We start from the raw sequence: 25,616 nt of genomic DNA, 5'->3' as shown, positions 1-25,616 counted from the left end.
CGAGCTTGGAAAGCCATAAAGAAAAAATCCTGGTAGTTGACGACGAAGCCAGCATCCGCCGCATTCTGGAAACACGCCTTTCCATGATTGGCTACGATGTCGTGACTGCTGCCGATGGAGAAGAAGCACTGGATACCTTTCGCAATGCCGAGCCTGACTTGGTAGTTTTGGACGTGATGATGCCAAAGCTCGATGGCTATGGCGTTTGTCAGGAATTGCGGAAGGAATCTGATGTGCCAATTATTATGCTAACTGCTTTAGGTGATGTTGCTGACCGCATCACTGGATTGGAGCTGGGAGCAGATGATTACGTTGTGAAGCCCTTTTCGCCAAAAGAGCTGGAAGCACGTATCCGTTCGGTGTTGCGACGAGTGGATAAAACTGGGGCAACTGGTATTCCCAGTTCTGGTGTCATCCATGTGGGGAATATCAAAATTGACACCAATAAGCGACAAGTTTACAAAGGCGATGAGCGAATTCGGCTTACCGGGATGGAGTTCAGCCTACTGGAATTGCTAGTCAGCCGTTCTGGAGAGCCTTTTTCCCGTTCTGAGATTTTGCAGGAGGTTTGGGGTTATACGCCAGAACGCCACGTAGATACTCGCGTGGTGGATGTACATATCTCGCGGTTGAGAGCTAAGTTGGAAGATGACCCCAGTAATCCGGAGTTGATTCTGACGGCACGAGGCACTGGCTATCTGTTCCAGCGAATCATTGAGCCAGATGAACTGTGAATTTGAAAAGTTGGAAAGTTGAAACTTGAAAGTTATTCAAACTTTTAACGCTTCAACTTTTAACCTTCAACCCTTAAGCAAGTATGGCTAAACCAGATCAAAATCAGGTTTTGCGGCAGCTGCCCATTGTTGTCGGTGGGTTGGCGAGCGTGCTGCTGCTGATTAACCGTTTGTTGACACCCCAGCTAACGGAATCCCAAGCTCGTTCTGATGCGCTGGGCGTGATTATTAGTGCGTTGCTGATTTTGACAGGTTTATTATGGCAGCAGGTGCAGCCGCGATCGCCTGATGTTGTTGAACTGATCGGTAAGGAGGGGTTTGAACTAGCGCCAGACTTGCCAGAAGCAGTGAAAACAGAGTTAGCTTGGGCTTCGCATCTGCTGCTGACTAATACGGTGACGCGATCGCTTGTCGTTTGGTACAAAGGACAAGTGCTATTGCGTCGGGGTATCTTGGGTGTCAACCCGGAAGTAAAACCGGGGGCGATTTTGCAGCGCGTGCTGGAAAAACAAAAGCCAGTTTATCTAGTGTCGCTAAAGATATACCCTGGACAGATTGAATTTGACTATCTTCCAGAGAATACTCAAGGTGTAATCTGCCAGCCTATAGGCGATCGCGGTGTGCTGATTTTAGGTGCTAATGCTCCTCGCAGTTACACCAAGCAAGATGAAAACTGGATAGCTGGGATTGCCGAAAAATTAGATTTCACTCTCAGCTCTCATTTAGATGATGCTTATACAGTCCCCAGCGAATAGAATTCGCGGCTATACCAGGCGTCTTTATAAACACTTTCTTAAAAAATGTCGCAACCCCTAGAATTAAAATGTCCCTACCACTTCTCTATTGGCTACTTGTTGCTGTCATGGTTGTTGGCATTATCGGCGCAGTGGTTCCCGGCATTCCCGGAACCAGCTTGATTTTAATTGCCATTCTAATCTGGGGAGCCATTCAAGGTTTTAATACTGTGGCTGTGCCACTGGGCGTTACTATCGTGGTGTTAATCCTGGGCATTGGCATTGATTTCTTCGCTAGCTATTTGGGGGCGCAACGAGCTGGCGCTAGCAAGTGGGGGCAAATTGGAGCCATTGTCGGCTTGGTGGTAGGCTTTTTGGGATTATTGCCCGCTTTTCTGGTTGCGGGGCCATTAGTGGGGATTCTGGTTGGGCCATTACTGGGGGCAATTATTGGAGAATTTCTCTATCGCCGCGACTTGGAACTAGAGCCTAGATTTAAGCTATCGCTGAAAGCTGGTGTGGGCATTGTGGTAGGTTCGCTGATTGGGAATGTGATTCAGGGATTGTTAGCGATCGCCACAGTTGTCGTTTTCCTCGTCACAACTTGGCCTTTTGGTGCCGGAGCATAATAAATTTAGTAATATATGTCTTCAGGGCAATCTTAATAGTTTTCCCAGATTTTTGGCTGCATCGTCACCGTAAAAGACGTTATACTATTACGGTTATTTGTGTATAATTGGTTACTGAATGCAGTCAAAAGTCACTTTCTCAAAAGCAGTTGGATTCAGAAAAGAACTCAATCGAAGAGTTGAAGCTTATTTTGAATCGGAAAGTATTAAACAGCGAGATAATTTCGCCATGTATTTCAAAGGCGTAATTTGCCTGACATGGATGATTTCCACTTGGGCATTTATTATCTTCGTACCTAGCGATTCATGGATTAAACTCCTTGGATGTGTAGTTCTTGGAATTTCAATGGCTGCAATCGCCTTTAATATTGGGCATGATGCTAATCACGGTGGTTACTCGAATAACCAAAATGTTAATAAGATACTCAGTTTAGCTACCGATTTATTAGGAGTCTCCAGTTATTTATGGAGATATCGTCATAATGTTCTTCATCATACTTATACAAATATAGTTGATCATGATGTGGACATAGATGGTGAAGGCTTGGTGAGAATGTCTCCCGAACAGGAGTATCGATGGTTTCACCGCTTTCAGCAGTTTTACATTTGGATACTATACGGGTTTGTACCACTTCATGGATTTATCTATGATTTCTATGTTCTGCTAATCAAGCGCAACTATATTAATCATGGAATTCCTACACCGAAAAAGAGCGATTTAATAACGTTTTTCAGCTTCAAAGCTTTTTGGGTAGCCTATGTTATAGGTGTACCTTTAATGTTGGGATATTCACCACTCGAAGTAATTTTGGGTGTTGTTACAACTTACATGACTGTGGGTGCAATTATGGGTTTTGTATTTATACTTGCCCATGTAGTAGACACAGCAGATTTCTTAACACCATCCCCTGAGACAGGAAGAATAGATGATGAGTGGGCGATTTGCCAAGTACGCACCACAGTAGATTTTGCCCCAAAAAATCAGGTTTTAAACTGGTATCTCGGCGGTTTAAACTTTCAAGTTGTTCATCATCTTTTTCCACATATCTGCCATATTCATTACCCGAAACTGGCAGAAATTGTCGAAGAAGTATGCGGTGAATTTGGAATTGAATATAAGGTTCATGAAACATTGGGCGAAGCGATCGCTTCCAATTACCGCTGGTTGAAAGCGATGGGAACTCCGCCTAAGATGGCTGAGGCTACCAGTGGAGTGAGTTAAGGTTGGATGTAGGGAAGCGATCGCTTTACCTATAGCGTTTCTCACTTGGGTGGAATGTATCGCGGTTCTGACATTTTGTTACCTTGGTAGGGACATGGCATTGCCATGTCCCTACGGATGTATAGCGCCCAACCCTTGAATTGGTATAGTTACTTCCAGCTCCAAAATTACTAAATCTCTATATTGGGTTTAGCCTATTCAATCTCAGTAATCTAATACTTATCTTTAACAGAGAAATTATTTTTGTAACCCTATAATACGTAAACTTGGCGATAGTATTCCTGATAATCTTCAGACAGCAACGGTTCCCACCAATTGCGGTGAGTGAGATACCATTCAACGGTGCGACGCAAACCAGTTTCAATAGTTACAGAAGGTGCCCAACCTAACTGAGTTTTCAGCTTAGTGCTATCAATTGCATAACGTCTGTCATGTCCTGGTCTATCCTTAACAAAAGTAATCAAATTGCTAGAAGGACGCACTGGCAAATCCGCAGCTAATTCATCCATTAGCTGACACAACATCTTAACTAAGTCGATATTTTTAACTTCGTTATTGCCGCCAATGTTGTAAGTTTCGCCTATTTTACCGCGATGAATTATGACATCCAAAGCTTGACAATGATCGTCTACAAAAAGCCAATCCCTCAGATTCTGCCCATCTCCATAAACAGGTAATTTTTTCCCCATTAAGATGTTGATGCACATCAGGGGAATGAGTTTTTCTGGAAACTGATAAGCCCCGTAATTGTTAGAGCAATTTATGATGATGGTTGGTAATTTATAGGTGTGATAATAGGCGCGGACTAAGTGATCGCTTCCTGCTTTGGACGCTGAGTAGGGACTATTAGGGGCGTAGGGCGTGGTTTCTGTAAAAGGCGGATCTTCGGGCGCGAGGCTTCCGTAGACTTCATCGGTGGAAATGTGGAGGAAAATCCCCCTCTGCCCGTTTGGATAAGCTAAATCGTTCGATTTAGAATTCTCTTGTAGGGAAGGGGGAATAAGCTCCTCTCCTTGTTGGAGAGGGGTTGGGGAGCCAGCGTCTTGCGGGGGTTCCCCCCATTGTGGCGGCTGGCATGGAGACGTTAACTGATGGTGGCGGAAAGCTTCTAATAAAGTGAAAGTGCCAACTATATTGGTTTGAACAAATGCACCTGGGCCTAGAATAGACCTGTCAACGTGAGATTCAGCGGCAAAATGGGCTATTGTGTCGATATTTTCTTCTTGTAGTAGAGTATCAACGAGAGCGCGATCGCATATATCTCCCTGAACAAACCGAAAATTTTTTCGTCCATCCAAAGCCAAATTACGCAGATTTCCCGCATAAGTAAGCGCATCCAGAACCACCACGCGATCGCTTGGGTAAGCATTACACCAATAATGCACAAAATTGGAGCCAATAAAACCCGCCCCACCAGTCACTAATAAGCTGCGATGGTTTTTTACAGGCATAATTACTTTTAAATACTGATTATTTCAATTTAGTATAATTGCCAAATTTAACATTTTTACCCAGAGCTTTATGACCTATTACGAGTATTTATCACCTTCGTCAGAATGGTTAGCACCAAAAATCGAAGATAGTCGAATTACAGTTGGCGATCATACTTATGCCAGCAGTCGGATTAAGTTTGCCTTGTGGAACCCCGAAGAAAAAATTCAGATTGGCAAGTTTTGCTCTTTTGCTAAAGATGTGATAATTTTCGGTGGAGGAGAGCATTTTATTTCCAGAGCTACAACATACCCCCTGCAATGGTTTTTATCTGAAACTAAATCTTATGACCGCAATTTAGACGGAACAACTAAAGGCACCACAGTCATTGAAAATGATGTTTGGATGGGCTACGAAGCAACAATAATGTCAGGTGTCAAAATTGGTAATGGCGCAGTCATAGGAGCAAAAGCAGTTGTAGCCAAAGATATTCCTGATTATGCGATCGCAATTGGCAACCCAGCCAAAGTTATCCGTTATCGATTCAAACCCGAAACTATAGCGCGTCTCTTAGAATTACGATGGTGGGACTGGGATATTCAGAAGATAACCGCCAACATAGATTTACTTTACACAAATCCCGACAACTGGCCCCAAGACCTTCACTTCCTCTAAACCCCAGCAAAACCCACCAACCCTCCTCTAAACTCTTCCCTCTCTTGTTGGTTTACTCCTCCTCCAACAACCCCAACAAAGCCGCCTTCATCTCCTCCGGGCTTGTCGTCGCCGTCCCAAACTGACGCACCACAATACTCGCCGCCAAATTTCCCAAAACCGCCGCCTCCCAAAAAGAGGCCCCACAAACTAAACCCAACGTCAGCGCCGCCACCACCGTATCACCAGCACCAGTAACATCAAATACATCGGTACGGTTAAAAGCTGGTATGTGCTGCTGTGTTCCATCGCTGTCAAAAAGGCTCATTCCCTCCTCACCGCGAGTAATCAGCATTTGCTGCGCCTGTGTCAAGTTAAGGAGGTCGCGCCCAGCTTGGGCGACGGCTGAGGGAGAAGCGATCGCATATCCCACCGCCTGCTCAGCCTCCGGCAAATTAGGTGTAAACAGCGTTGCCCCTTGGTATCTTTGGAGACTTACTTGGGCATCCACAATCGTTTGCCGATGACACAACGCCGCCTCAATTACAGGCTGGGTGAACACGCCATCCCCATAATCCGAGCAAACCACAGCATCCACCGTTTCCAGTTGTTGCCGGATATACTCAGCAAGCTGGATCTGTAAATCTGGATCAGGTAACTCATCGGATTTTCGGTCAACTCTTACAATCTGTTGAGTCACCGACTGTCGCGCATGACCAGAAATCCGCGTTTTAGTTACCGTTGGACGCGGGGGATCGAGTAACATTCCACTCGTATCAATTCCAGCCGTCTCAAAAATCTGACGCAGCGCCTGTCCTTGGTCATCCTTCCCCACCAGTCCAGCCACCTTCACCTGCGCCCCTAGCTTCGCCAAATTATAGACAGCATTGGCTCCACCTCCAGGCACTTGCCGGGTGTTTTCGTGGCGGAGAATTAATACTGGGGCTTCTCTGGAAATTCTTTCTACCTGTCCGGTAAGAAATTCATCCAAAGTTAAATCACCAACCACCAGCACTCGCGCCTGGGTAAATTTATCCAACAAATCGAACAATCGCTTAGCTGAAGACTTCAGCTGAGGCATAAATGAAGCATCCAAAGCCATAGAGGAAGTTGCAAAAGTTCAAGGGTTTATTATGCTGTATGTCGCTCTTAAATAAATGCTTAACCCCTGATTCTTTTAATTCTCCGTTGGAGTTGGCGACTCTTCCGGTTTAAACGACTCTTCCGGTTTGGGAGAAGCTTCCGGTTTAGGCGACTCTTCTGGCTTGGGAGAAGCTTCCGGCTTGGGAGAAGCTTCCGGTCTAGTAGAAGTTTCCGGTTTAGTAGAAGTTTCCGGTTTTGTTTCGGCTTCCGGCTTGGGAGAAGCTTCCGGTTTAGTGGAAGTTTCCGGTTTTGTTTCGGCTTCCGGCTTGGGAGAAGCTTCCGGTTTAGTAGAAGTTTCCGGTTTAGGAGAAGCTTCCGGTTTGCGCGACTCGTTGGGTCTGCTTAACTCTTCAGGTTTGGCTTCGGTTTCTGGTTTAGTAGAAGTTTCTGGTTTTGTTGATGCTTCCGGTTTGGGTGAAGCTTGCGGTTTTGAGGATTCTGGAGTTCTTGTAGAAGTGCGATCGCGTGGCGCAGCACTCACCTGGGGACAACTTTCCTTGTTGTAGTCAAACTTCACACCCACCATGTAAGCTTGTTCTTCACCCGTTGGTTGAAATTTATAGTTCTTAACAACCTCCTGGGCTTTTTTATTCAAGATGCGATCGCCTGAACTCTGAAGTAGATCCGGCTGTCCGATTGGGTTTCCATTAGAATCCGCCAAAGCTGCAACCTTAGCAGTGCCTTCACGCTGCATGAAGCAGGCATCTTTAGGATAGCTGGCAACGATTGTCATCTCTTGCCAATTACGTTTTCCTCGTTCTGTCAACCAACGAGCGCCTTTTATTTTTCCGTCGTTATCACTGGAGCTGATTTCATCTTCTTTAAAATCTTGTCGTCGCTGTCGTTGATCTGCCAGCAGTTGCGATACCCGCGCCTGCGCTAGCTCTTGCGGGGATGTCCGTTGTTCAGGAGTAGCAGGAGGTTGTGGTTCAGTAGTAGCAGAAGAAGGTGGTTGGGGATTAGGAGAAAATTGTGGCTCAGTAGTAGCAGAACGTTGTTCGGGATTAGGAGAAAACTGTGGTTCGGGATTAGGAGAAAATTGTGGTTCGGGATTAGGAGAAGATTGTGCCTCAGTAGTAGTAGAAGGTTGTGGCTGGGAAAAAGGAGGTGGCGGAAGCTTGGAAATGTCGAACTTCTCAGACTGGACACCAGAGGGCAGTCTTTCAGACTGACGAATGCGATCGCGCCAGTCAAACTTCCGGGGATCTGGCGGTGTATAACGAGGTACACCGGAGGGAGCCGCTGAAATTTTGAAAGAATCTCCCCTTGTTCTTATCTGAGGCGGCGCGCCCGGTATCCGCAAAATATCAGACGGAATTGTTACACTAGGCGGCGGCAAAGCGTCAGCCAGCGATGGATAATTGGGAATATTAGGGATAGGCGGCAGCGCGTCAGATGACGGCGGCGGCAAAGGCGGGAACATCTGGGTTGGGTTAGGAAGAGGCAGCGCTACAGGCGGCGGTGCCAGTTGCGGGATACGGCTTTGTTCTGCCGGAGTTAACTGCACTACTTTGACAGTTCCTCGCGGCTTCTGCTCCTCCGGCTTAGACGATGCAGATAAACTGGGCAGAGTGTATGCCAATAGTCCGTGAAGGCCCAAGGAAGCCAAGGCGGCAATCACAGGCGGTTGAGAAACCTTTCCAGGCAGGTCTTTAATGAATGATAGATGGGACATAGCAGGTTTTTTTTACACTCCTCAGCGATGGGATAGGCTGGGAATCAGGTCAAATGATTCGCGCTTATATAGCAGGCGATCGCGCTCGTAAAGATGCACACGCTTTTTATATTAGTTTCAGATTTTGAATTTGAATCTCAATGTTTAAAGTCCAGGGTACCTGAAATCTTAATTTTATTTTCTGGCTCTTTAGGAAAGACCGCAGCCAATGCTCAGAAGTTGCCAGTTGCCTTCAATTAGGTGATTTAGTGACTTGGACAATTAACACCGAAAAGTAGGGTAACTTCAAATTAGGGCGAAGTCTTAACCCCGCATAAACCACCTGATCCGGTAAAGTTGCTCGTTCCACCACATAAGCTTGCTCCAGCAAACCGCGCTGCTGCAACACTTTCCAAACCTGCTCGTAAACCGAACTCACCTTCATCAACACCACCACATCTGCCCAATCAAGCACCGCTTCCAACTCTCCTACAGTGTAGAGCGCTGGTAACACAACTAAGCGTTGAGCGCGAATCGTCAAAGGAATGCCCAAAACTGCCGCCGCCGCCATTGGCGAACAAATTCCCGGAATAGTCTGCACCACGACTTGCGGATGCAGTTGTTGCAGCGCCTGTGCCAAATAGGTAAACGTGCTGTAGAAACTCACATCGCCTTCCGAGACAAAGGCGACATCTTGGCCTAATTCTAAATATTGCCAAACTCGTTCGGCAGCTGCTTGCCAAGCCTGGGTCAAAATGTCATTATCCTGCACGTAAGGAAAACTCAAAGCCAGCTGCACTTGGCTGGAATTGAGCCATTGTGCCACCATCTGCTGAGCCATTCCTGGCTTACCTTGTACGCCTGCGGGAAAAGCAACTATCGGCACTCGTTTCAGAATACCGAGTCCTTTAACAGTAATCAATTCAGGGTCGCCGGGGCCAATGCCAATACCGTAGAGTATGCCTGGTTGCACAATAGAATTTACAATCCCAAATTTAAAATCGTGTTGCCTACAGTCATTTTGCCCGGATATTTGGAAGGCGCGATCGCCTACCGTCAACTAGAACAATCTTTACAACAGCTGGGTTTTCCCGCCGTCACAGTCCCCTTGCGCGGTCGGGATTGGTTCCCCACTGTGGGAGGCCGGTCGATGATTCCCATTTTGCGGCAACTCGACCACACGGTAAAACAAATGTTGCAGCAATACAACGTTTCTCAGATTAACCTAATCGGTCACTCAGCAGGCGGCTGGATTTCCCGCATCTATCTGGGAGAAACACCTTACTCGATTCACAAAGATGTCACCGATGACGCTGGACTTTGGCACGCTCACCCCAATGTTGCCACTTTGGTAACATTAGGAACGCCTCATATCAGTGGCGAACGCTGGACTAAAAAAAATCTAGATTTTGTCAAAATCAACTATCCGGGAGCCTTTTACCCAAAGGTTCGTTATGTCTGTGTCGCTGGTAAGTCCATCTACGGTGCAAGGCGTCCGGGCCAGTGGCTAGCATACAGCAGTTATAAATTAACTTGCGGAGTTGGTAACAGCTGGGGAGACGGGATTACCCCGATTGAAGCTGCTCATCTAGAGGGAGCAACCAATCTGGTAATTGAAGGTGTGAAACATTCTCCCAGAACCCCCGGCATTTGGTACGGTTCGCCAGAGCCTTTCAAGGCTTGGGTGTCGTATTTGGCATGATGCCAGTTTTGAGAAACCCATTTTCTCGAAGATTAAAGTTTCTAGGTTGGGTTGACGTAGGAAACCTAACATCTGCATGGGTTACGCGATCGCTAACCCATCCTACAAATAATTAATCCCACTTACTTATTGGGTTGGGTTTCCTTCCAAGGGCCAACCTAAACTCACTCTTGTTCAAACTCTGTCTGAAGATATACGCACTTAGAACAATTACTTCCCTCAATGCCATCGTTAATATATTACTAAATGTAAAGTTTTAGTTAAGAAAAGTAAATTTAACGATGAATACCGAGAAGTATGAATTCATTTTCCGGCGGCTGGCGACAATCCTGGCAGTCTCTATTCTTACATTAAGCTTGAGTGCAGCTTTTACGGGTATTTTGTTGGCTTTTTACTACGAACCGTCTGCGGGAGGCGCTTACGAATCTTTAAAGAATATTGCGACTGAAGTTCCCAATGGTTCGCTAATTCGCGACGTTCACGATATTGCTGGAAATGGGCTAATTGTAGTCTCCCTAATCGAAATAGTAGTGATGTTTCTAGGGAGGAAATTTACAAATAGCTGGTTAACTGGGTGGATTAGCGTAATTTTCTTTACTTTAAATGCGATCGCGCTGGCATGGACAGCTATGATACTCGATTGGAGTCAGCTAGGCTACTGGCGTTTAAGCATCGAATTGCAAACCATCGAAGCGATTCCTTTTATTGGTTCCCAGTTGCGAGACATCCTTACTGGCGGCGGCGCGATAAACACAGCAACCGTGGAACATCTATATACAATACACAGCTACATTTTATCTGTGAGCGCGATCGCGATCGCCATCACCCATCTCGGCGCACTACTGGTGCAGGAAAGACAGCAAGCGCGGCTTCAAATGGAATTAAAAGCCATATCTTCAACCTCAGAGCCAGATTTAACTCAAGCAGAAATTGATTCAAACTCCCTAACTCTTACCAACAAAAATTAAAAAATGCTCGTTACGAGGCTCAGCCTTGCTTCGTCTCTCGTCTTTATCCAGAAACAGGAGGCTGTACAGCATTCTCAACCTTGAGTTCCCCCACACCAACACCCACCGCAGAAATCGGCACTTCCTCCACTTCTGGCAACTTCTCCAAGGCCAGACGAGAAGAGGGACTCCCACCCGATAACCGCTTCAACAGTTTAGGTCTAGGGTCATGCAGCAGATAAATAATCTGATCTCCAGGCTGCCACTCTTCTGCTGCTGGCACCACCTGGAAAAGCTGCTCTCTCTCAAACAATAATGGTACTAGCTCCCCAGCACGAATTAAGGCTTGTAGATGAGCTTGTTGAAAAGCCAACCCATCTTCTCTAAGCGTCGTTTTACCTAACTTCACCTGCCCTTCGTTAAGGTACTGATTCCAATTCTTTACCGACAGCTGAGGAATAAAAGCTTGGTGAACCTTTGTATTATTAGTCGCCATATTGGCTTGCGGGAAGACTGCCAAAACGCGAGGCGGACGAAACTCTTCTGCTGCTCGTTGCGCCAACACTAAATTAACCTCCCCATTATTCGTCATCGCCACGAAAGTTCCCATAGAAGCCAGTCCCGCCTCTTCCAGAACTTCCATATCCAAACCGCTGCTCAAGAACACCCGCAGATTTTCCTGTTCCGCAATTTTGCAAGCTTCGGGGTCTGTATCAATCAGCACCACAGATTCTCCTCGCTCTTGAAATAGACGAGCAATCAGGCGGCTTAAGGGACTACAACCAATAATTACAGCCCCAGTTGCGTTCTGGGGGTTAATTCGCAACCAGGCGGCAACCCAACGCGCCGTCAGCCCTTGGAAAAATACGGTCATTATAATAGTGAGGAAAACCAGCGCCTTGATGGAATCGCCGCCATTGATGCCATACTGTGTCAGAAAAATGGCAAACAAGGACGCAACAGATGCAGAAACAATTCCTCTGGGAGCAATCCAGCATAAAAATAACTTTTGTCGCCAATTCAGTCCACTATTCAACGTACACAAGCCGATGTTAATCGGGCGCACGATAAACATTAGCGCCAACACGGTGAACAAGCTGCCCCACCCTAGGGCAAACACGCTGGCAATGGACAAGTCAGCAGACAGGAGAATAAACAATACCGAGACGCTGAAGATGGTTAATTGTCCTTTAAAGCGCCGTAACAGGCGCTCCTCTGGGATAGAGGCAGCACCCAGGACAATTCCCGCCATAACTGTTGCCATCAATCCCGACTCGCTGCGGATTGTCTGCGCCAGACCAAACAAACCCCACAACCCAGCCAGAACTACCAGGTTTTTCAAGTCTTCGGAAAGAAACTTGGCGCGTTTGAGAATCAAACCCAGCAACCAACCACCAGCAACGCCGATACCGCCGCCGATGCCTACGCGCACAATAAGACCGATGAAAGCTTCCAGCGGATCAGTATCCGCGTTCACAATGGTGTCTAGCACGACGACCGCAAGGATTGCCCCAACTGGGTCAATTAAAACGCCTTCTCCCTCCAAAAGCGTTGCCACCTGTCGGTCTACTTGCACCTGTTTGAGCAGGGGACTGATTACTGTTGGCCCCGTTACCACCACCAGAGATGCGTAGAGAAAGGCAATAGGCCAGGGAAATTCACCCAACCAGTGAGCCGCCATGCCTCCGCCAAGCAGCGTTATAAGCGTCCCCAGTGTCACCAGATTTCGCAGGCTACCGGAAACTTTACCCATTTCTTTGAGTTCCAGGTTAAGCCCGCCTTCAAAGAGAATGATTGCTACACAGAGGGCAACCATGACTTCTAAACCAGTTCCTAGCTGGTTAGGGTGTAGCACGCTCAATCCGTCTGGCCCCAGTAAAATACCAAATAGCAACAAAAAGACGATGCTGGGAACCTGGAGATATTCGGCTATAACCTGGGCGCTGATTCCTGCAATAACGGTTAAAACCATTTGCAGGGTAATTTCAAATGATGCTTCCATGTTGTAGATTTTGATAAAACTCACGTTTTATCAATATCTTTTGTAAAGGATAGTAAATATTAACTCTTCTTTGCTGTCACGTCACGTTTAACCTGGCCATATATAAGACATTTTGGCAAAAATATCTGTAGTAAATGATACTATACATTGGGAAAAGTAATTATGTTCAGGAAAAATAATTTTTTGGGAGTATGGGTGCGATCGCGATTGGGAGAAAGAAGCGATCGCGTCAAGCTTCCCGAAGAGTTAAACTGTAACGCTTCCTGTAGCAGGGAGGGCAATCCCCCCATGCAATCGACTGAGTACGGCTATAGGCAGGGCGTGTACAGTCGGAAGAATTAGCGGAACATTCGCTTGTTAAAATCCGTTTCCTAACGCCCCTGGTGTTCCACATGAATGATAAAAAGAGACTGTTGCTCTCTAAATTGGGCTGGCAAAACTAAATCAGCTTCGTATTACTCCCCAAAAGTGGCATCTGTAAACACTTCCGGAGTCAGGAGAATCCGGGAGTCACGATTTAAGTGTGCTGTGACATCGGCAAAAACAGATCCACAAATTCTGATAAAAAGGTGGAGAGGAGTTCTTTCAACAGGTGATGGTGGTCAATCATAGGAGTATTGTGCCATCGGTTGAGGCTCAAAGTTGGCGTGCAGCTCCCGCCGCGCTACCATCGAATCGTCTACTTTAAGTGCCAGAGAATTGTGCTATATTGCCAATTCCTGAAGTGGCCTTTGGCCCACCATCACATTTCACCGACTTGTAAACTTGATCAGCACAAGACTTCGATGCCTAAGACAATGAACGCATCTGCGAATTTCGACTTCGACGACGACAAGTTCAACGCCCCCCCTTCTCAAGTGCTGCCTTGGTGCCAGATGATCAATCCTCGGTACAGCAAAAGTGGGATTCAACCTCACGGATTGGCAATTAAGCTGGATAATGCTAACGCCGTGGGCTTTACTCCAGATGCAAATTGGCAGCAAGTACAGCATGAATTTAGTACCGGAGTCGAAACGCTATTAATCACGACCACCCCACGCATAGTTATAGTACGACGGGGGCCATTATCTGTTAAAGATCGGGAAAGTGGAGCAAAACTAGGTACTCTAAAAGATAACTACGACGCTTTCTTGGCAGATAAGCTAAAGTTTAAGACCTTCACTCGTCACCTGATTTTTTTAGTGGGTGAAAACAAAAATTTCCTCCATCAATCGCCACTACAATTAACATTGAATGGTGTTGCTGGTGCTAGCTTCAGCAAATCTTACTGTGACATTAAGCAAGGTCAAGTAGTAGGCGGATTTATTGGGGAATTGGAAAAGGCTTATGCTGAGTACCGCAAACAACCTCTAACACCGAAAGGGGCGCTATTTCACGCTCACGGCGTTTTTTGTCCCTTGATTGAGATGGAAGAAAGGGGTAGTGGTTCAAATACGGCTTTGGTAGCTAGTACGGTAGATTATGAGCATCCCACAGCGAAAACTTTAACTGATTATCTGATTGCTTCTAGTTCTGAGGAGTCGGCGATTATTTGTAAGACTTTTGAAGAGTACGAAGAGTTCGGGAAGGAAAAGCCGAAAGCGGAAACTTCCAAGATGGAAATGGCGGGTGTTGCCAGTTCTTTTGTTTACCACGATGATGAATTTGAGTATGGTGAACCACCCTACTAAAAATCGAAAGGCAAAAGGCAAAAATAAAGCCATATTTAAGGTTGGGTTGTTGAGTGAAACCCAACCTTAATCATCCGCTTGTTGGGTTTCGCTATTGCTCGACCCAATCTACTTACTGTTTAAGCAGTAAGTAATATAGTTGCCCATTGCCGCCGGTAACACCAGCGCGATCGCCTGCTTTTTTTCCAGTACCAATAAAATAATCTACTCGACCTGGAGTTAGAATTGCACTTCCTTTATCCTGGTCAAGTACATAGCGACTCACTAGGCGCTGCTCAATCTGACCTTGACTATTAAAGTAGGGAACTCGCGTATGAATTAGCGCTAAGGCTCCCGGTGGCATGAGAGACTTATCTGTAGCTATTGAACGCTCCGCTGTTACTGGCACCCCAATGCTTCCCATCGCTGGCGCACCGTTGGTTTCCCGGAAGAAGACAAAGCGACTATTGCGCGGGATATAGTTACTCATTTCCAGGGGATTTTGCTGGAAATACTTGATCAGCACAGGTAAGGTTAAACCTGATAGAGGCAGTTTGCCATCTTTGGCTAGTTCTTTCCCCACACTGGTATAAGGATAATCAGTTCCCCCCGCATAACCCACAGTCATTATGGTGCCATCGGTCATCTGGAGTTGAGCAGAGCCTTGGATTTGCACCAAGAATGCTTCTAAGCGATCGCTTAGCCAAGCTATTTCCAGCCCTCTTAGTGGGCTTTTCGCCCCTAACAAACCATCTTCCCCTTCCAGTTCAGCCCGTGTAGGGTGCGGTTTGGGCCAAGACTGGAAGTTCGACGGCATCCCATAAATAGGATAGCGATACTCTGCCGTCTGCTGGCGACTAGCTGTGTAGGTTGGTTCGTAGTAAGCGGTGTATTGGACGTTACCTTTATCGTCCTTGCCTACAGACTGGTATAAGACGAACTCGCGCTTCACAGCAGCTTGCAATTCGGCGGGGTTTCGGGAATTGATAACCAGCTGACGAAAGCGTACCAATGAGCGGCGGACACGAGAAAGCGTAATTCCCGGAACCGGATACTTCTGGTAAGCAACAGCTGCATCGTTTGTCTGTAGATAGCGCAGACTGTTGTCAAGAGAGGCGATGAGCGCCTTTTTGTCTCCTGCTTTCCCGTTCCTTCCCCACAGTTGGTCATCCAACCCCAGCGCATCTGACCGACAACAGGTGAGATTCAGCAAGTTTGCGTTTATCGGGCGCAGGGGGAGGGAGGGAACATTAGCCAAGACAGGCAAACTGACGCTTCCCATAGCCATACCAAAACTCAGGGAAAGCAAAGCAAATGTCTTTCTCATTACTTACACCAAAAGGGAAATCGATAGTTATTCGTAGTCACTTCTATCGACACTTCCGGCGAAGACAGGTTCCACCCGGATTGCCCGAATGCTGACCGGACGCACGACCATGTATTCACCCTGGACATTTTTTATCGGCACGCTGATGAAGTCTGTTGAAGAGGCTTTGGGCATCAGTTCGCCGCTGTACCATTTTTGAAACTCTTGAATAGTTGCAAAACGCACTTCAGCTTTATGACCGCCTTCCATCATTAGGTATACGGCGTATTCGGTGGGAGTTCTCGGCATATGGTCGATCGATTTTCAATCCATCCTGATTATTATGTGCCGAGAACGGTCGAAAATTACACCTGATTTCTACGGAAGTTCTCAGAAAGAGCTTATTGAGGCTTATGTCTCGACTCTTCTTCTAAGCACAAGCCTAAAGAGCGAGGCTGGGAGGCGACCCCTAGTAGCGAGACAAAGAACTACTACTAGGAAAACAAATTAAACCGATGCAGCAGGGTTTCCAGCAGTGGGGGCAAAGTTTGACGTAGTTCTGAAGCTGTGGTGAATAACAGTTGTTGATGGTTGGGAAAGTCAAAAGGAAACTCCCCTGATAGGTCATTTCGCTCCATTTGAGCTAACAAAAGTTGTTCGGAACGCTTGCTTTGCAAGGCGTAACCAATTTCTACACAAACATTGGGGCTGGGAATTAACAAGGTCGTCTCTTCCCTGGAAATGCCAGCCACTGGTGTCCCATCGGCAACAAATAGCAGACATTTGCGGATTTTTCGCATCTGGGTGTTGCTGAGCCGATGTGGGACGCCCGTGGGACGACCAGATTCTTCCAGTGTCAAAGGTAGACGCGATCGCGTGTTTAATGTCTCCAGGGCATCAACCAGTCCCTCGCGCAGGGCAACGCTAGATGCCGTATATTCGGTTTGATGGCACAGGAAGATCGTTGGTTCCAAATTCGCCATCACCGCTTGTTTGGTGAAATAAATCTCGTGGCTCGTTAGGTCAATGTTAGAGATTGTATAGCCGCCACTACCTTCGATATAAAACTCGACCGTTTCTCCTTCTAGGTAGCGCTTAAACCACTCTGAGCCTTTTACATCCTGGCTGTCGTCTAAAAAATCTGCTCGTAGTCCCGACTTCAGCAAGCTATTCTTGCTCAGCCGCAGATCGTGGGGACGTTTCTCTAATTCTTTGATCGGCTCATACTCTTGGAGATACCAGCCTCTCAGGGCAATGATAGCCATGATATCCAGTCACTATGCACATCCAATGGTGCCTTTTTCCAGTCCCATGAAATCTTAGCAGTATGCGGCGATATCTTCTCCACACTCATCTGCCAGATAGCACAGCGCCCGGAAACGCAGACCCACTACTTCATCATAAAGCGGGTTTAGCTTACACATGGGTGGAATGTGGAACAGAACTTTACTGAATAATTTGACATCGCGCTCAAACGGACACTGGGCGGGAATCATTTTGCAGAGGCGATGAGCAAGCTTTGCGTCGCGCACTTGTAAGTTATCCATCCACTGGCGTAATGGTTTGAGGGGTTCAAAAGGCTTCTTGGCAGTTGCTTTCGCTTTGGGGGCTGCGTTGACGGTAACTTCTTGTTGCGGAATCGAAACCCAGCTTGCCAGACTAATATTTCTTACTGTATACTCAGATACATTCATGATACTGCTCCTGTGTTATAAATCCTTTTTTCCAAAAAAGTGAAGCTTACTGTCTGTCCTGTATCTACAACTGTCAATCTGCTGTTACCGGATAAGAGTTGTGGATAGCTTGAGAAATTTTGATGTCTAGGTTCACTCAATAAAGACTTGCGATTGGAGTTTTTTGTTCTCTACTCCTCAGGGTAGAGGAGCAACTACCTTTGGACAACACCTGATGTAGAAACGGCATGAGATCGATGCAGTTCATTACCAGGGGCAGCGATCGCTAAGCCAAAATGCCGATCCGGACTAAAAAAGCTTTTGTTAAACTGCCTGCTATCATCCTGCCTAAAATCCATCCTCGAATGCGTGGGGAGCATCACTGAATCTTTGCGATCGCTTCTGGACAGATTCAGTGATTTCACGCATATCTTGCCTCTGCCATCTCGCGTAAACTTGTCTGCGAAGAGGGTGTAATCTAATTTTTAATTTTTCTACTTGGCTAGAAGCCTCTGCGTAGGCGATCGCTGTTGCTTGGCGGATATACCGTCCTAAGTTAGGTTGTTCGCTCATCTACACGCAGCGCGTAGCGCACTAAAAGTAAAGTTTTTTTACCAAAACAATACAAAATTCAGGTAATGTTATCTGGCTTTTTTCTAAAGGTAGAATTTTATATCGGCAATTCGTTTAACAGTGCTAATTTCAGCAATTTTGCCGATGTAAATGAGAAAGGTATAGCTAATAATTTATATATAGTAACGATGAATTAATAAACACTGGAAATTAGTTCCTGCCATAGCAAAAGCGGCTGGATTACTTACCCAATTATATCGAGGATAATAGACCTATCAAAATTCAAAAATATTAGATATCACTCACGTTGCAGTAAGCAAAACATTAAATACCAGAGGTGAATTATGATTGCCATGAAAAATATCTATAATTTCAAGACGAAGATGAACATCCGCACTTTTATTTCACCTCCAAGTAAGACTAATGTATTGGGAATTGGCGTTAGCCGGACTAACTATAAAGAAAGCACAGATTTTATTATTCAAAGCGCCCAATTAAATCAATCTTGTACAGTAGCAGCCACTAATGTCCATAGCATTACCTCCGCTTATCTAGATCCCGATGGTTATGGGGAACAGCTGAAGCGTTTTACCCTTGTTACTCCTGATGGTCAACCTGTGCGCTGGGCGCTAAATCTTCTTCGTAATAGTGACGAAGAGGTACTCGCAGACAGAGTTCGAGGGCCAGAGCTGATGTTGCAAATTTGCGAACAAGCTGCTGCTAAAGGAATCAGTATTTTTCTATATGGCTCCAAAGAAACAGTTTTGGAGAGTCTGCAAATTAAGCTTAAACAAAAATTTCCTGAATTAATAATTGCTGGTGTTATTTCCCCTCCTTTCCGTCCTTTGACACCAGAAGAAGATGCCGCATACACCGAAGAAATCCGCAAATCTGGGGCAGGAATTGTTTTTGTTTCCTTGGGTTGTCCTCGCCAGGAAGCATGGACTTTTGAGCATCGCTATCAGCTAAAGTGTCCCATAATTGCTGTGGGTGCTGCTTTTGATTTTCATTCAGGCAACATTCCAGAAGCTCCAGCTTGGATGCAATGGGCTAGTTTAGAATGGCTGTTCCGTCTTTGTAAGGAACCAAAACGCCTCTGGAAACGCTATTTATTGCTCAATCCTCTCTATCTGATTCTCCTGGCTTTACAGCTTGTAAAATTACTACCTATTGACGAGGAATTAACTGTAGAAAGTGGCACTATTGAACGCCCGGAGCAAGCGATAGATCGCCGACTTTAAAAAAATTATTAGTCACCGTTTATATGAACAACCAACTCTCTATATTGGCTGCGCTGTCGATGTTCCCAAATATAAATTCCCTGCCACGTTCCTAGCAGTAATTTTCCTCTGGCAATGGGGATGTTTTCAGAAGTATGAGTCAGCGCCGTGCGGATATGAGCTGGCATATCGTCTGGCCCTTCAGTGCTGTGGAAGTAGTGGCTGTTTTCCGGGACGAGTTTGGAGAGGAAATTTTCTAAATCTTTGAGAACATCTGGATCGGCATTTTCTTGAATGACTAGACTAGCTGAGGTATGAAGTAAAAATAGGGTGCAAAGTCCAGTTTGTACGCCCGAATCGGCGACAATAGCTTGAATTTTGGGCGTTATTTTGTGCAAAGATTTGCCGGGGGTTTGAAATTTAAGCAGTTGTTGGTATTGCTTCATAGCGGGAAAAAGTATTAACGATTTTGGAAATAGCTGACGATGGTCTGCGCGATCGCTTCCGTTCCATCCGTTGCTACCATCTGAGACTGGCGGGGTGTAAGCAAAGGTTGACGCAGAAACTCCCAGTTACTCTGGAAAAACTCAGCAGGTTTCAGAATTTGATGATACGCATGATTTTGAATACCTTCAAGTAACAATGGCGCTTCTGCAAAGCCCTCTCGTGTTAACGTCACCAGGGGTACTCCTAGCCGCAAAGCTTCGGCAAAGGTGCTATATCCTGGCTTGGAAACCACTCGCCCAGACAGGGGCATAAAATCTACTGGGCGGTAAGACTGGTCTTTAATTTTGACTAAATTAGGGAAATCGGGCGAATTTCGGTCAAAGGTGACGAATTGCCAATCGCGAAACTGCTGCAAGTTGTCATAGGGAATTTCTTGCAAACCTAAGCCGCCGAAAGTCAGTAAGATGGTTTGCTCTTTTGGTGCTGTAATTCCAAATTTAGCTCGCAGTTCGTCGGGATTGTGGCGGGGATTACCTCCGGTTAAGCCAACATCTGTAATATTGCCAAAAGCACTCATGGGTTCGTGGAAGGGTAAACGAAATAAGCGATCGCATCCTCGATAACATTCGCTAATCCAATCAGCAATTTCCAGAAATTCCCCTCCCCACGCCCGATAAATAAAATCCCAGCCAAAATTACTCAGCATCCAACAAGGAATTCCCGCAGCTTTCCCAATTGATGCTGCTAGAGGGGGAATATCTGCCAAAATTAAACCTACTCGATTTTGGCGAATAAAACTTACTTCTCCAGCAATTATAGATTTTTCTTGGGCGCGAATCTCTCGCAATTTTTCCAAAGTTGTGGCTTTGTCCATCGCGAAACTATCAGCTTGCACAACCCCAATATCAAAAGCGCGAGGGCGATGGATGAAATCTCCTGTAATGTAAGATTCTAGCAACCAGCGCGGTGCTGTTGTTACTAGAATTAGCAAAATTTCGGGATACAGTTTTTGTACTTCCGCTGCGACGGATGCCGCCCGGACTGCATGACCGAAGCCGTGATTCGTGATCGCTACGTATAAAATTGGATGGGTCATTGGGAATGGCTAATATGGCAATCCATGCAGTAATTGTAAAAATTAATGCACCACGTTGGCGGAGCCAGCGCTTTGCGCTTAGGAAAAGAAAGAAGAAAGACGGAAGATTTCATAAATGGTTTAGGGCTGCTAATGATTAAGTACAGACTGGAAATTGATCATTAGCTATTAGCCATCAAATTCTTGAATTGTTTCAACTAAGCGATCAATTTCTCCAGGGATGGTGAAATAGTGAACGCAGGCGCGAACGCAGTCTGGATTGTTGATTGTCCTCACAAGTATGCCTTGTGTTTCCAAAAATTCTACTAACTTTTGATGGTTTGGTTTGTCTGTAAGTTTGAAGGAGACAAGACCTGATTCTGGTGGTGCATTTCGCAGACATTTGATGGTGGGAATTTCAGCTAAACGTTGCCAGATATATTTACTCAAATCTCGGATTTGTTGATAACATTCCTCTGGAGTTCCCCATTGCTGATGCAGCGCGATCGCTGCCCTTAAGCCAGCGTAAAGTGGATAGGCGGATGTTGCTACTTCATATCTTCGCCCGTCCGGTTGCCAACTGTAGGGTAGAGATTTACTGATAACAATGCTGCGCCAACCAATAAAGGTAGGATTTAAGCTTTCTAAGGCTTCCGGTCGCACGTAAAGACCGCCAACGCCTTCTGGCCCACACCACCATTTGTGACCAGTGAAGGCATAAAAGTCAACAGCTAATTCTGTTAAATTTAGTGGCAAAGAACCTACAGATTGAGCCGCATCTACCAAAATTCTTACAGGCTGATGATTATTGGAATGCTGGCGTACCGCCTCAGCAATTTCAGCCAGCGGTAAGACTTGTCCGGTGTTCCACAGAAGATGACTCAGCACTACCATTTTGGTTTTCGGGTGCAGATGATCGGTAATCGCTGCTACTGGATCGCCTTCGTTCAACGTCGCCATTAGGGGACAGCAGTCAACTTCGATGCCAAAACGCCGCTGAAGTTCCTGTACAGTTGCGATAATGCCTGGGTGTTCGCAGTCAGAAATCAGTAAGCGATCGCCTGTTTGCCAGTCGATACCCCACAAGGCGATATTGCAGCCTACGGTGACATCTTCAGTTAGAGTAATAGTTTCCGGCGGAACGTTGAGGGATTTGGCGATCGCGCTTCTGGTTTCATTCGCCTCCTTTATAACCCAAGCGTTGACCTCTGTCGAAAATGGCCCCGAACGCTGCACGTATTCATACGACTGGTAAATTGCATCCAAAGCCGCTTGGGGCATCGGGCCTTGACCGCCATAATTGAAATACGCTTTATTCGCCAAAGCTGGAAATTGCTGGCGATGACTCTCCAGCGAGTCCTTGGTTTTCTGTAAATTGGACATGAGTTTGCGTCACTATATAACTTTATAGAGTTATCCACCTTTTAAGGTAGGGTTGTTTCATTCTGTACTTTTCTGGCTAGATAAGCTCAGATTAAAAAAAAAGAACCGCATTAGCGTTAGCCATGCGCGTTAGCGCTTTAGACGCTAAGGACAAGGGAGAAAAGACCAGTAGTAAGGACGGCAAAGTATTGGGTTGTCATCAATCTACTATTTTTGGGATAAAAAAGTTGTGTTAGGAAACGCAGCTACCTTAATCTCTGTTAGCTTGAAGTTATGCTGCTAACTGTTGAGATGCTGCGGCACTACCAACGCTGTAGTCGCCGAGCTTTTTTAGATGTATACGGAGATCCTATCAAACAGGATTTTCAGAATGATTTTCGTGCCAAACTGCAACAGGATCGGTATGCTCTACAGCAAACTATTCTGGCAGGACGAACTTATCATAAACCAAATTTTCCTTACGGAGATTGGGACGCAGGTGCAAATGCCACTAAGGTATTGATGCAACAAGGCGTTGAACTAATTTACCGAGGAGTGCTGCTGGCAGATTTTGGGGAAGCACAGGAGTATTTTGTCGAGACAACGGCGGAAACCAATGACCAATTACCGCCGGGAATTTCTCTAATAAGTCGTCCCGATTTGTTGGTTAAACAACCAGGACAGTCTATCTTTGGAGATTGGATTTACGTCCCCACTGACATTCATCTGGGTAAGCGTCCTAAGCAAGAATATCAAATTGTCGCTGCTTATCACGCTTTGCTACTGGCAACTATGCAGGGAGTTTTGCCGAGTCAAGCTTGGTTAATGTTGCGTCGCCCAAACCCTCACTTTACGGTAAATTTGAGTAAATGCCTGCCTCAGATGCAGTCGGTTTGCCTTGAATGTATCGAAATGCTGCTTCAAGAGCAAGAGCCAGAGGTGTTTATTTCTCGTCATCGGTGCAATCTTTGTCCTTGGTTGAACGAGTGCTATGGCGTGGCGAAATCTCAACAGCACATCTCTTTACTTGCGGGTGTTACGCCTAGCCGCTACCAGTATTTGCGATCGCTTGGACTAACGAGTGTAGAGTTGCTGGCTAATGCTGATTTTACTGAGTTAGAGCCTGTTTTGGGGGAGGAGGCGGCACAATTGTTGATTTGCCAAGCCCAATGCGCGATCGCAAATCAAGCAATGCCTTTGACAAGTTCCGCCCAACAGTTTACTATCCCCAAAGATTTACTCGCTTCCCCCATAGAATTGTATTTTGATATTGAGGCAGAGCCGGGGCTGGATCTTGATTATCTGCTAGGAGTCTTGGTTGTTGATCGCCAAGCCAAAACTGAAATGTTTCATCCCTTTGTAGCAGAACAACCAGCTTCGGAAGGCTTAATCTGGCAACAATTTTTAGATTTGGTGACAGCTTATCCTCAAGCCCCCATTTTCCATTTCTGCGATTACGAAGTCCTGACCGTCAAGCGGCTGGCTAAGTGCTACAACACGCCGCGAGAGGTGAGAGAAACTATTTTGTCCCGCTTTGTTGACACCCATCTGTGGGTAACAACTACGGTAACAATGCCTGTGGAAAGTTACGCCCTCAAACCAATTGCCCATTGGCTAGGCTTTGAGTGGCGCGATCCGGGAGCTAATGGACAGTTGTCAATATATTGGTATGACCAATGGTTGAAAACAGGCGATCGCACTTTCCTTGATACCATTATTCGCTACAACGAAGATGATTGCCGCGCCACCCATCACCTTAAAGATTGGCTGGTAAACTTTTTGCAGGATTTGTAGAGTAGGTATTGCCCATCCTACTCCTTTACAAAATCCTTATAAAGTTAAAGATTTGGTATAGCTGTCTCTTCAATAACCTCTTCTTAAGAAAATCTTATCTTTATGTTGATAAGGTACTGTGTGATTTGCTTAACACATTTTCACCATACTGTCATGCAGAAAATTACCAGATTTTTGAAGCCATTAAGAAAAATTTCTCTAGGTTTAGTCGGTGGATTCACCACTGCCATAATCGCAGCGCATCCCTCTGGGGCAGTTACGATTACAGGAGTAGATTTTTTAGGACAATCGACCTTTCCCACTCAAACCTTTTTTCAGGAAACACAACTGGGAGGGTTATCGGGAATTACCTATGATCCGACTAAAAATGTTTATTACAGTATTTCCGATGACCGCAGTCAGTTTAATCCGGCTAGGTTCTACACGCTCCAGATCGATATCAGTGACGGGGTTTTGAAACAGGGGGAAGTAACTCCTTTAGAAGTTACTTCCCTGTTAAATCAAAATAATCAGCCTTTTCCTGCTTTAAGTCTCGATCCAGAAGGTATAGCCCTTACTAGCAATGGAACTGTGTTTATTTCTTCTGAAGGAGATGCCAATCAATTAATCAATCCTTTCGTTAACGAGTTTTCCTTATCTGGACAGCAATTAAAGGCTTTACCTGTTCCTGAAAAGTTCTTTCCCACCGCCGATAAAAGTAGTGGTATTCGCAACAATTTAGCTTTTGAAAGCCTGACGCTGACACCAAATCAAAAATACTTGTTTACAGCTACAGAGAATGCTCTGTTTCAGGATGGTGCCGCCGCTGACATTAATATTAGCAGCCCTTCCCGGATTTTAAAGTACGACCTGAGCGCAGGAAAGCCAGTAGCAGAATTTTTATATGTAACCGAGTCCGTGGCAGCAGCACCGATTCCGGCTACAGATTTTAAAACTAATGGATTAGTTGATTTACTAGCTGTTGATGATAATACATTCCTCAGTTTAGAACGGTCTTTCTCGGTAGGAGTGGGAAATACTATTAAGCTGTTTGAGGTATCTTTAGAAAAAGCTACTGACATCAGCAACATTAACAGCCTCAGCCAGATTGACATTAAGACTATCAAAACTGCAAAGAAAGAGCTGTTGCTTGATTTCTCGGAATTAAAATTGACTTTAGATAATATTGAAGGTCTGACCTTTGGCCCAGATTTGGCAGATGGGCGAAAGTCGTTGATTGTGGTCAGCGACAACAACTTTAGCGATACTCAGTTCACTCAGATCCTAGCTTTTGGTGTCAAGACCACATCACCTCGTGCAGTTCCGGAACCGAGCGCGATCGCATCTTTTGCTTTTCTCGCACTTGTAGGACTCCAACTCAAGCGCCGCGTCCACAGCTCGTAAACCCTCCCTGCTAGCGAAAAGAGAGCCTTTGTTCCTTCTTAAAGCCTCGTCCCCGCCGGCGGGGACGGGGTTTGGGAAGGGTTCTGGACTGCTGCTTAAAAATTCTTTTTTAAGCCTATTGACAAACTTGTTTAGAGTTGCAATAATAGATTCTGGCTTGAAAAACGGAGCCAAATAAGGGACTGTAGTTCAATTGGTTAGAGCACCGCCCTGTCACGGCGGAAGTTGCGGGTTCGAGCCCCGTCAGTCCCGTAAAAAGTAGGGGTGGGCAAAGAAACCCAC

Annotated in this window: 25 protein-coding genes and 1 tRNA gene; 13 read left to right on the top strand and 13 right to left on the bottom strand. The window is 45.9% G+C overall.

Translation table 11 applies throughout. The annotated features are described in order from the left end of the window. The first annotated feature begins 5 nt into the window (after positions 1 to 5). The 4 genes from rpaB (at position 6) to NDI42_RS11130 (ending at position 3,319) form a co-directional block, all read left to right on the top strand. Complete coding sequence (rpaB, locus tag NDI42_RS11145; RefSeq protein ID WP_190422928.1) at positions 6 to 734, top strand: response regulator transcription factor RpaB; 729 nt, start codon at positions 6 to 8, stop codon at positions 732 to 734. An 83-nt stretch (positions 735 to 817) separates the two neighbouring features. Next, the gene (locus tag NDI42_RS11140; protein WP_190459140.1) at positions 818 to 1,489 is read left to right on the top strand and encodes a cofactor assembly of complex C subunit B; all 672 of its coding nucleotides are present in this window, start codon (positions 818 to 820) and stop codon (positions 1,487 to 1,489) included. A 68-nt stretch (positions 1,490 to 1,557) separates the two neighbouring features. After that, complete coding sequence (locus tag NDI42_RS11135) at positions 1,558 to 2,097, top strand: DUF456 domain-containing protein (RefSeq protein WP_190459138.1); 540 nt, start codon at positions 1,558 to 1,560, stop codon at positions 2,095 to 2,097. Between the two features lie 118 nt (positions 2,098 to 2,215). Further along, positions 2,216 to 3,319, top strand: coding sequence for a fatty acid desaturase family protein (locus NDI42_RS11130; RefSeq protein WP_190459136.1), 1,104 nt, complete (start codon positions 2,216 to 2,218; stop codon positions 3,317 to 3,319). 251 nt (positions 3,320 to 3,570) lie between these two features. Here NDI42_RS11130 and rfbB read toward each other — a convergent pair whose 3' ends face one another. Then, on the bottom strand, positions 3,571 to 4,770 hold the full coding sequence (rfbB, locus tag NDI42_RS11125) for a dTDP-glucose 4,6-dehydratase (RefSeq protein ID WP_190459134.1): 1,200 nt from the start codon (positions 4,768 to 4,770) through the stop codon (positions 3,571 to 3,573). Positions 4,771 to 4,840: 70 nt separating this feature from the next. On the opposite strand from rfbB, the gene NDI42_RS11120 reads away from it, so the two are divergent. Next, complete coding sequence (locus NDI42_RS11120; RefSeq protein WP_190459132.1) at positions 4,841 to 5,425, top strand: CatB-related O-acetyltransferase; 585 nt, start codon at positions 4,841 to 4,843, stop codon at positions 5,423 to 5,425. Between the two features lie 52 nt (positions 5,426 to 5,477). Here the strand turns inward: NDI42_RS11120 and rfaE1 are convergent, their stop codons facing one another. The 3 genes from rfaE1 to NDI42_RS11105 form a co-directional block, all read right to left on the bottom strand. Further along, positions 5,478 to 6,506, bottom strand: a complete 1,029-nt coding sequence (rfaE1, locus tag NDI42_RS11115) for a D-glycero-beta-D-manno-heptose-7-phosphate kinase (RefSeq protein WP_190459130.1) — start codon at positions 6,504 to 6,506, stop codon at positions 5,478 to 5,480. A 75-nt stretch (positions 6,507 to 6,581) separates the two neighbouring features. After that, the gene (locus NDI42_RS11110; protein ID WP_190459128.1) at positions 6,582 to 8,222 is read right to left on the bottom strand and encodes a TonB family protein; all 1,641 of its coding nucleotides are present in this window, start codon (positions 8,220 to 8,222) and stop codon (positions 6,582 to 6,584) included. Positions 8,223 to 8,454: 232 nt separating this feature from the next. Continuing rightward, complete coding sequence (locus NDI42_RS11105; protein ID WP_190459127.1) at positions 8,455 to 9,174, bottom strand: precorrin-2 C(20)-methyltransferase; 720 nt, start codon at positions 9,172 to 9,174, stop codon at positions 8,455 to 8,457. 27 nt (positions 9,175 to 9,201) lie between these two features. Between NDI42_RS11105 and NDI42_RS11100 the strand changes: the two genes are divergently transcribed. Beyond that, positions 9,202 to 9,903: an alpha/beta fold hydrolase gene (locus NDI42_RS11100; RefSeq protein ID WP_190459172.1), complete on the top strand. Its 702-nt coding sequence runs from the start codon at positions 9,202 to 9,204 to the stop codon at positions 9,901 to 9,903. A gap of 281 nt (positions 9,904 to 10,184) precedes the next feature. Next, a complete protein-coding gene (locus tag NDI42_RS11095) occupies positions 10,185 to 10,871 on the top strand; it encodes a cytochrome b N-terminal domain-containing protein (protein WP_190459126.1) in 687 nt (228 codons plus the stop codon). A gap of 43 nt (positions 10,872 to 10,914) precedes the next feature. Here NDI42_RS11095 and NDI42_RS11090 read toward each other — a convergent pair whose 3' ends face one another. Next, complete coding sequence (locus tag NDI42_RS11090) at positions 10,915 to 12,852, bottom strand: cation:proton antiporter (protein ID WP_190459124.1); 1,938 nt, start codon at positions 12,850 to 12,852, stop codon at positions 10,915 to 10,917. A gap of 162 nt (positions 12,853 to 13,014) precedes the next feature. On the opposite strand from NDI42_RS11090, the gene NDI42_RS11085 reads away from it, so the two are divergent. Together NDI42_RS11085 and NDI42_RS11080 are read left to right on the top strand one after the other, a co-directional pair. Continuing rightward, positions 13,015 to 13,194, top strand: coding sequence for a hypothetical protein (locus NDI42_RS11085; protein WP_190459122.1), 180 nt, complete (start codon positions 13,015 to 13,017; stop codon positions 13,192 to 13,194). 455 nt (positions 13,195 to 13,649) lie between these two features. Continuing rightward, positions 13,650 to 14,522 carry a DUF5895 domain-containing protein gene (locus tag NDI42_RS11080; protein WP_190424936.1) on the top strand — a complete coding sequence of 291 codons (873 nt, stop codon included), beginning with the start codon at positions 13,650 to 13,652 and terminating at the stop codon, positions 14,520 to 14,522. Between the two features lie 112 nt (positions 14,523 to 14,634). On the opposite strand, the gene mltA is transcribed toward NDI42_RS11080, so the two are convergent. The 5 genes from mltA to NDI42_RS11055 form a co-directional block, all read right to left on the bottom strand. Continuing rightward, positions 14,635 to 15,828 carry a murein transglycosylase A gene (mltA, locus tag NDI42_RS11075; protein WP_190459120.1) on the bottom strand — a complete coding sequence of 398 codons (1,194 nt, stop codon included), beginning with the start codon at positions 15,826 to 15,828 and terminating at the stop codon, positions 14,635 to 14,637. A 27-nt stretch (positions 15,829 to 15,855) separates the two neighbouring features. Further along, entirely contained in the window at positions 15,856 to 16,116 is a 261-nt protein-coding gene (locus NDI42_RS11070) for a hypothetical protein (RefSeq protein WP_190424941.1), read from the bottom strand. Between the two features lie 185 nt (positions 16,117 to 16,301). After that, positions 16,302 to 17,072 (bottom strand): hypothetical protein, encoded by a 771-nt coding sequence (locus NDI42_RS11065; protein WP_190459118.1) that lies wholly within the window; start codon positions 17,070 to 17,072, stop codon positions 16,302 to 16,304. 54 nt (positions 17,073 to 17,126) lie between these two features. Then, a complete protein-coding gene (locus tag NDI42_RS11060) occupies positions 17,127 to 17,501 on the bottom strand; it encodes a Mo-dependent nitrogenase C-terminal domain-containing protein (protein WP_190459116.1) in 375 nt (124 codons plus the stop codon). Positions 17,502 to 17,828: 327 nt separating this feature from the next. Beyond that, complete coding sequence (locus tag NDI42_RS11055; protein WP_190459115.1) at positions 17,829 to 18,053, bottom strand: hypothetical protein; 225 nt, start codon at positions 18,051 to 18,053, stop codon at positions 17,829 to 17,831. A gap of 344 nt (positions 18,054 to 18,397) precedes the next feature. Between NDI42_RS11055 and NDI42_RS11050 the strand changes: the two genes are divergently transcribed. Next, on the top strand, positions 18,398 to 19,294 hold the full coding sequence (locus tag NDI42_RS11050; protein ID WP_348231401.1) for a WecB/TagA/CpsF family glycosyltransferase: 897 nt from the start codon (positions 18,398 to 18,400) through the stop codon (positions 19,292 to 19,294). 8 nt (positions 19,295 to 19,302) lie between these two features. Here NDI42_RS11050 and NDI42_RS11045 read toward each other — a convergent pair whose 3' ends face one another. From NDI42_RS11045 to NDI42_RS11035, 3 genes are all read right to left on the bottom strand, one after another. Then, positions 19,303 to 19,719 carry a secondary thiamine-phosphate synthase enzyme YjbQ gene (locus NDI42_RS11045; RefSeq protein WP_190459113.1) on the bottom strand — a complete coding sequence of 139 codons (417 nt, stop codon included), beginning with the start codon at positions 19,717 to 19,719 and terminating at the stop codon, positions 19,303 to 19,305. 14 nt (positions 19,720 to 19,733) lie between these two features. Beyond that, positions 19,734 to 20,816 carry a glycosyl transferase gene (locus NDI42_RS11040; protein WP_190459111.1) on the bottom strand — a complete coding sequence of 361 codons (1,083 nt, stop codon included), beginning with the start codon at positions 20,814 to 20,816 and terminating at the stop codon, positions 19,734 to 19,736. 168 nt (positions 20,817 to 20,984) lie between these two features. Next, entirely contained in the window at positions 20,985 to 22,178 is a 1,194-nt protein-coding gene (locus NDI42_RS11035; RefSeq protein WP_190459109.1) for an aminotransferase class V-fold PLP-dependent enzyme, read from the bottom strand. A 273-nt stretch (positions 22,179 to 22,451) separates the two neighbouring features. Between NDI42_RS11035 and NDI42_RS11030 the strand changes: the two genes are divergently transcribed. The 3 genes from NDI42_RS11030 to NDI42_RS11020 all read left to right on the top strand — a co-directional run bounded on the left by NDI42_RS11030 (position 22,452) and on the right by NDI42_RS11020 (position 25,586). Then, positions 22,452 to 23,951 carry a TM0106 family RecB-like putative nuclease gene (locus NDI42_RS11030; protein ID WP_190459107.1) on the top strand — a complete coding sequence of 500 codons (1,500 nt, stop codon included), beginning with the start codon at positions 22,452 to 22,454 and terminating at the stop codon, positions 23,949 to 23,951. Positions 23,952 to 24,104: 153 nt separating this feature from the next. Beyond that, positions 24,105 to 25,334, top strand: a complete 1,230-nt coding sequence (locus tag NDI42_RS11025; protein ID WP_190459105.1) for an esterase-like activity of phytase family protein — start codon at positions 24,105 to 24,107, stop codon at positions 25,332 to 25,334. A gap of 178 nt (positions 25,335 to 25,512) precedes the next feature. Next, positions 25,513 to 25,586: transfer RNA gene (locus tag NDI42_RS11020), tRNA-Asp, on the top strand. Positions 25,587 to 25,616: the final 30 nt, after the last annotated feature.

The sequence above is a fragment of the Funiculus sociatus GB2-C1 genome, from assembly GCF_039962115.1.
Taxonomy (GTDB): domain Bacteria; phylum Cyanobacteriota; class Cyanobacteriia; order Cyanobacteriales; family FACHB-T130; genus Funiculus; species Funiculus sociatus.
The sequence above is the reverse complement of the archived record's forward strand: the minus strand, read 5'-3'. Positions and strand labels throughout refer to the sequence as shown.

What these genes read in the sequence shown, in the direction of transcription:
- NDI42_RS11080 (WP_190424936.1), top strand. Translation starts at nt 13,650, where the DNA reads ATGAACGCATCTGCGAATTTCGACTTCGACGACGACAAGTTCAACGCC.
- rfaE1 (WP_190459130.1), bottom strand. Translation starts at nt 6,506, where the DNA reads ATGGCTTTGGATGCTTCATTTATGCCTCAGCTGAAGTCTTCAGCTAAG.
- NDI42_RS11055 (WP_190459115.1), bottom strand. Translation starts at nt 18,053, where the DNA reads ATGAGCGAACAACCTAACTTAGGACGGTATATCCGCCAAGCAACAGCG.
- NDI42_RS11070 (WP_190424941.1), bottom strand. Translation starts at nt 16,116, where the DNA reads ATGCCGAGAACTCCCACCGAATACGCCGTATACCTAATGATGGAAGGC.
- NDI42_RS11085 (WP_190459122.1), top strand. Translation starts at nt 13,015, where the DNA reads ATGTTCAGGAAAAATAATTTTTTGGGAGTATGGGTGCGATCGCGATTG.
- NDI42_RS11120 (WP_190459132.1), top strand. Translation starts at nt 4,841, where the DNA reads ATGACCTATTACGAGTATTTATCACCTTCGTCAGAATGGTTAGCACCA.
- NDI42_RS11090 (WP_190459124.1), bottom strand. Translation starts at nt 12,852, where the DNA reads ATGGAAGCATCATTTGAAATTACCCTGCAAATGGTTTTAACCGTTATT.
- NDI42_RS11030 (WP_190459107.1), top strand. Translation starts at nt 22,452, where the DNA reads ATGCTGCTAACTGTTGAGATGCTGCGGCACTACCAACGCTGTAGTCGC.
- NDI42_RS11035 (WP_190459109.1), bottom strand. Translation starts at nt 22,178, where the DNA reads ATGTCCAATTTACAGAAAACCAAGGACTCGCTGGAGAGTCATCGCCAG.
- NDI42_RS11040 (WP_190459111.1), bottom strand. Translation starts at nt 20,816, where the DNA reads ATGACCCATCCAATTTTATACGTAGCGATCACGAATCACGGCTTCGGT.
- NDI42_RS11095 (WP_190459126.1), top strand. Translation starts at nt 10,185, where the DNA reads ATGAATACCGAGAAGTATGAATTCATTTTCCGGCGGCTGGCGACAATC.
- NDI42_RS11140 (WP_190459140.1), top strand. Translation starts at nt 818, where the DNA reads ATGGCTAAACCAGATCAAAATCAGGTTTTGCGGCAGCTGCCCATTGTT.
- NDI42_RS11065 (WP_190459118.1), bottom strand. Translation starts at nt 17,072, where the DNA reads ATGGCTATCATTGCCCTGAGAGGCTGGTATCTCCAAGAGTATGAGCCG.
- NDI42_RS11130 (WP_190459136.1), top strand. Translation starts at nt 2,216, where the DNA reads ATGCAGTCAAAAGTCACTTTCTCAAAAGCAGTTGGATTCAGAAAAGAA.
- NDI42_RS11135 (WP_190459138.1), top strand. Translation starts at nt 1,558, where the DNA reads ATGTCCCTACCACTTCTCTATTGGCTACTTGTTGCTGTCATGGTTGTT.
- rfbB (WP_190459134.1), bottom strand. Translation starts at nt 4,770, where the DNA reads ATGCCTGTAAAAAACCATCGCAGCTTATTAGTGACTGGTGGGGCGGGT.
- NDI42_RS11045 (WP_190459113.1), bottom strand. Translation starts at nt 19,719, where the DNA reads ATGAAGCAATACCAACAACTGCTTAAATTTCAAACCCCCGGCAAATCT.
- mltA (WP_190459120.1), bottom strand. Translation starts at nt 15,828, where the DNA reads ATGAGAAAGACATTTGCTTTGCTTTCCCTGAGTTTTGGTATGGCTATG.
- NDI42_RS11060 (WP_190459116.1), bottom strand. Translation starts at nt 17,501, where the DNA reads ATGAATGTATCTGAGTATACAGTAAGAAATATTAGTCTGGCAAGCTGG.
- NDI42_RS11025 (WP_190459105.1), top strand. Translation starts at nt 24,105, where the DNA reads ATGCAGAAAATTACCAGATTTTTGAAGCCATTAAGAAAAATTTCTCTA.
- NDI42_RS11110 (WP_190459128.1), bottom strand. Translation starts at nt 8,222, where the DNA reads ATGTCCCATCTATCATTCATTAAAGACCTGCCTGGAAAGGTTTCTCAA.
- NDI42_RS11050 (WP_348231401.1), top strand. Translation starts at nt 18,398, where the DNA reads ATGATTGCCATGAAAAATATCTATAATTTCAAGACGAAGATGAACATC.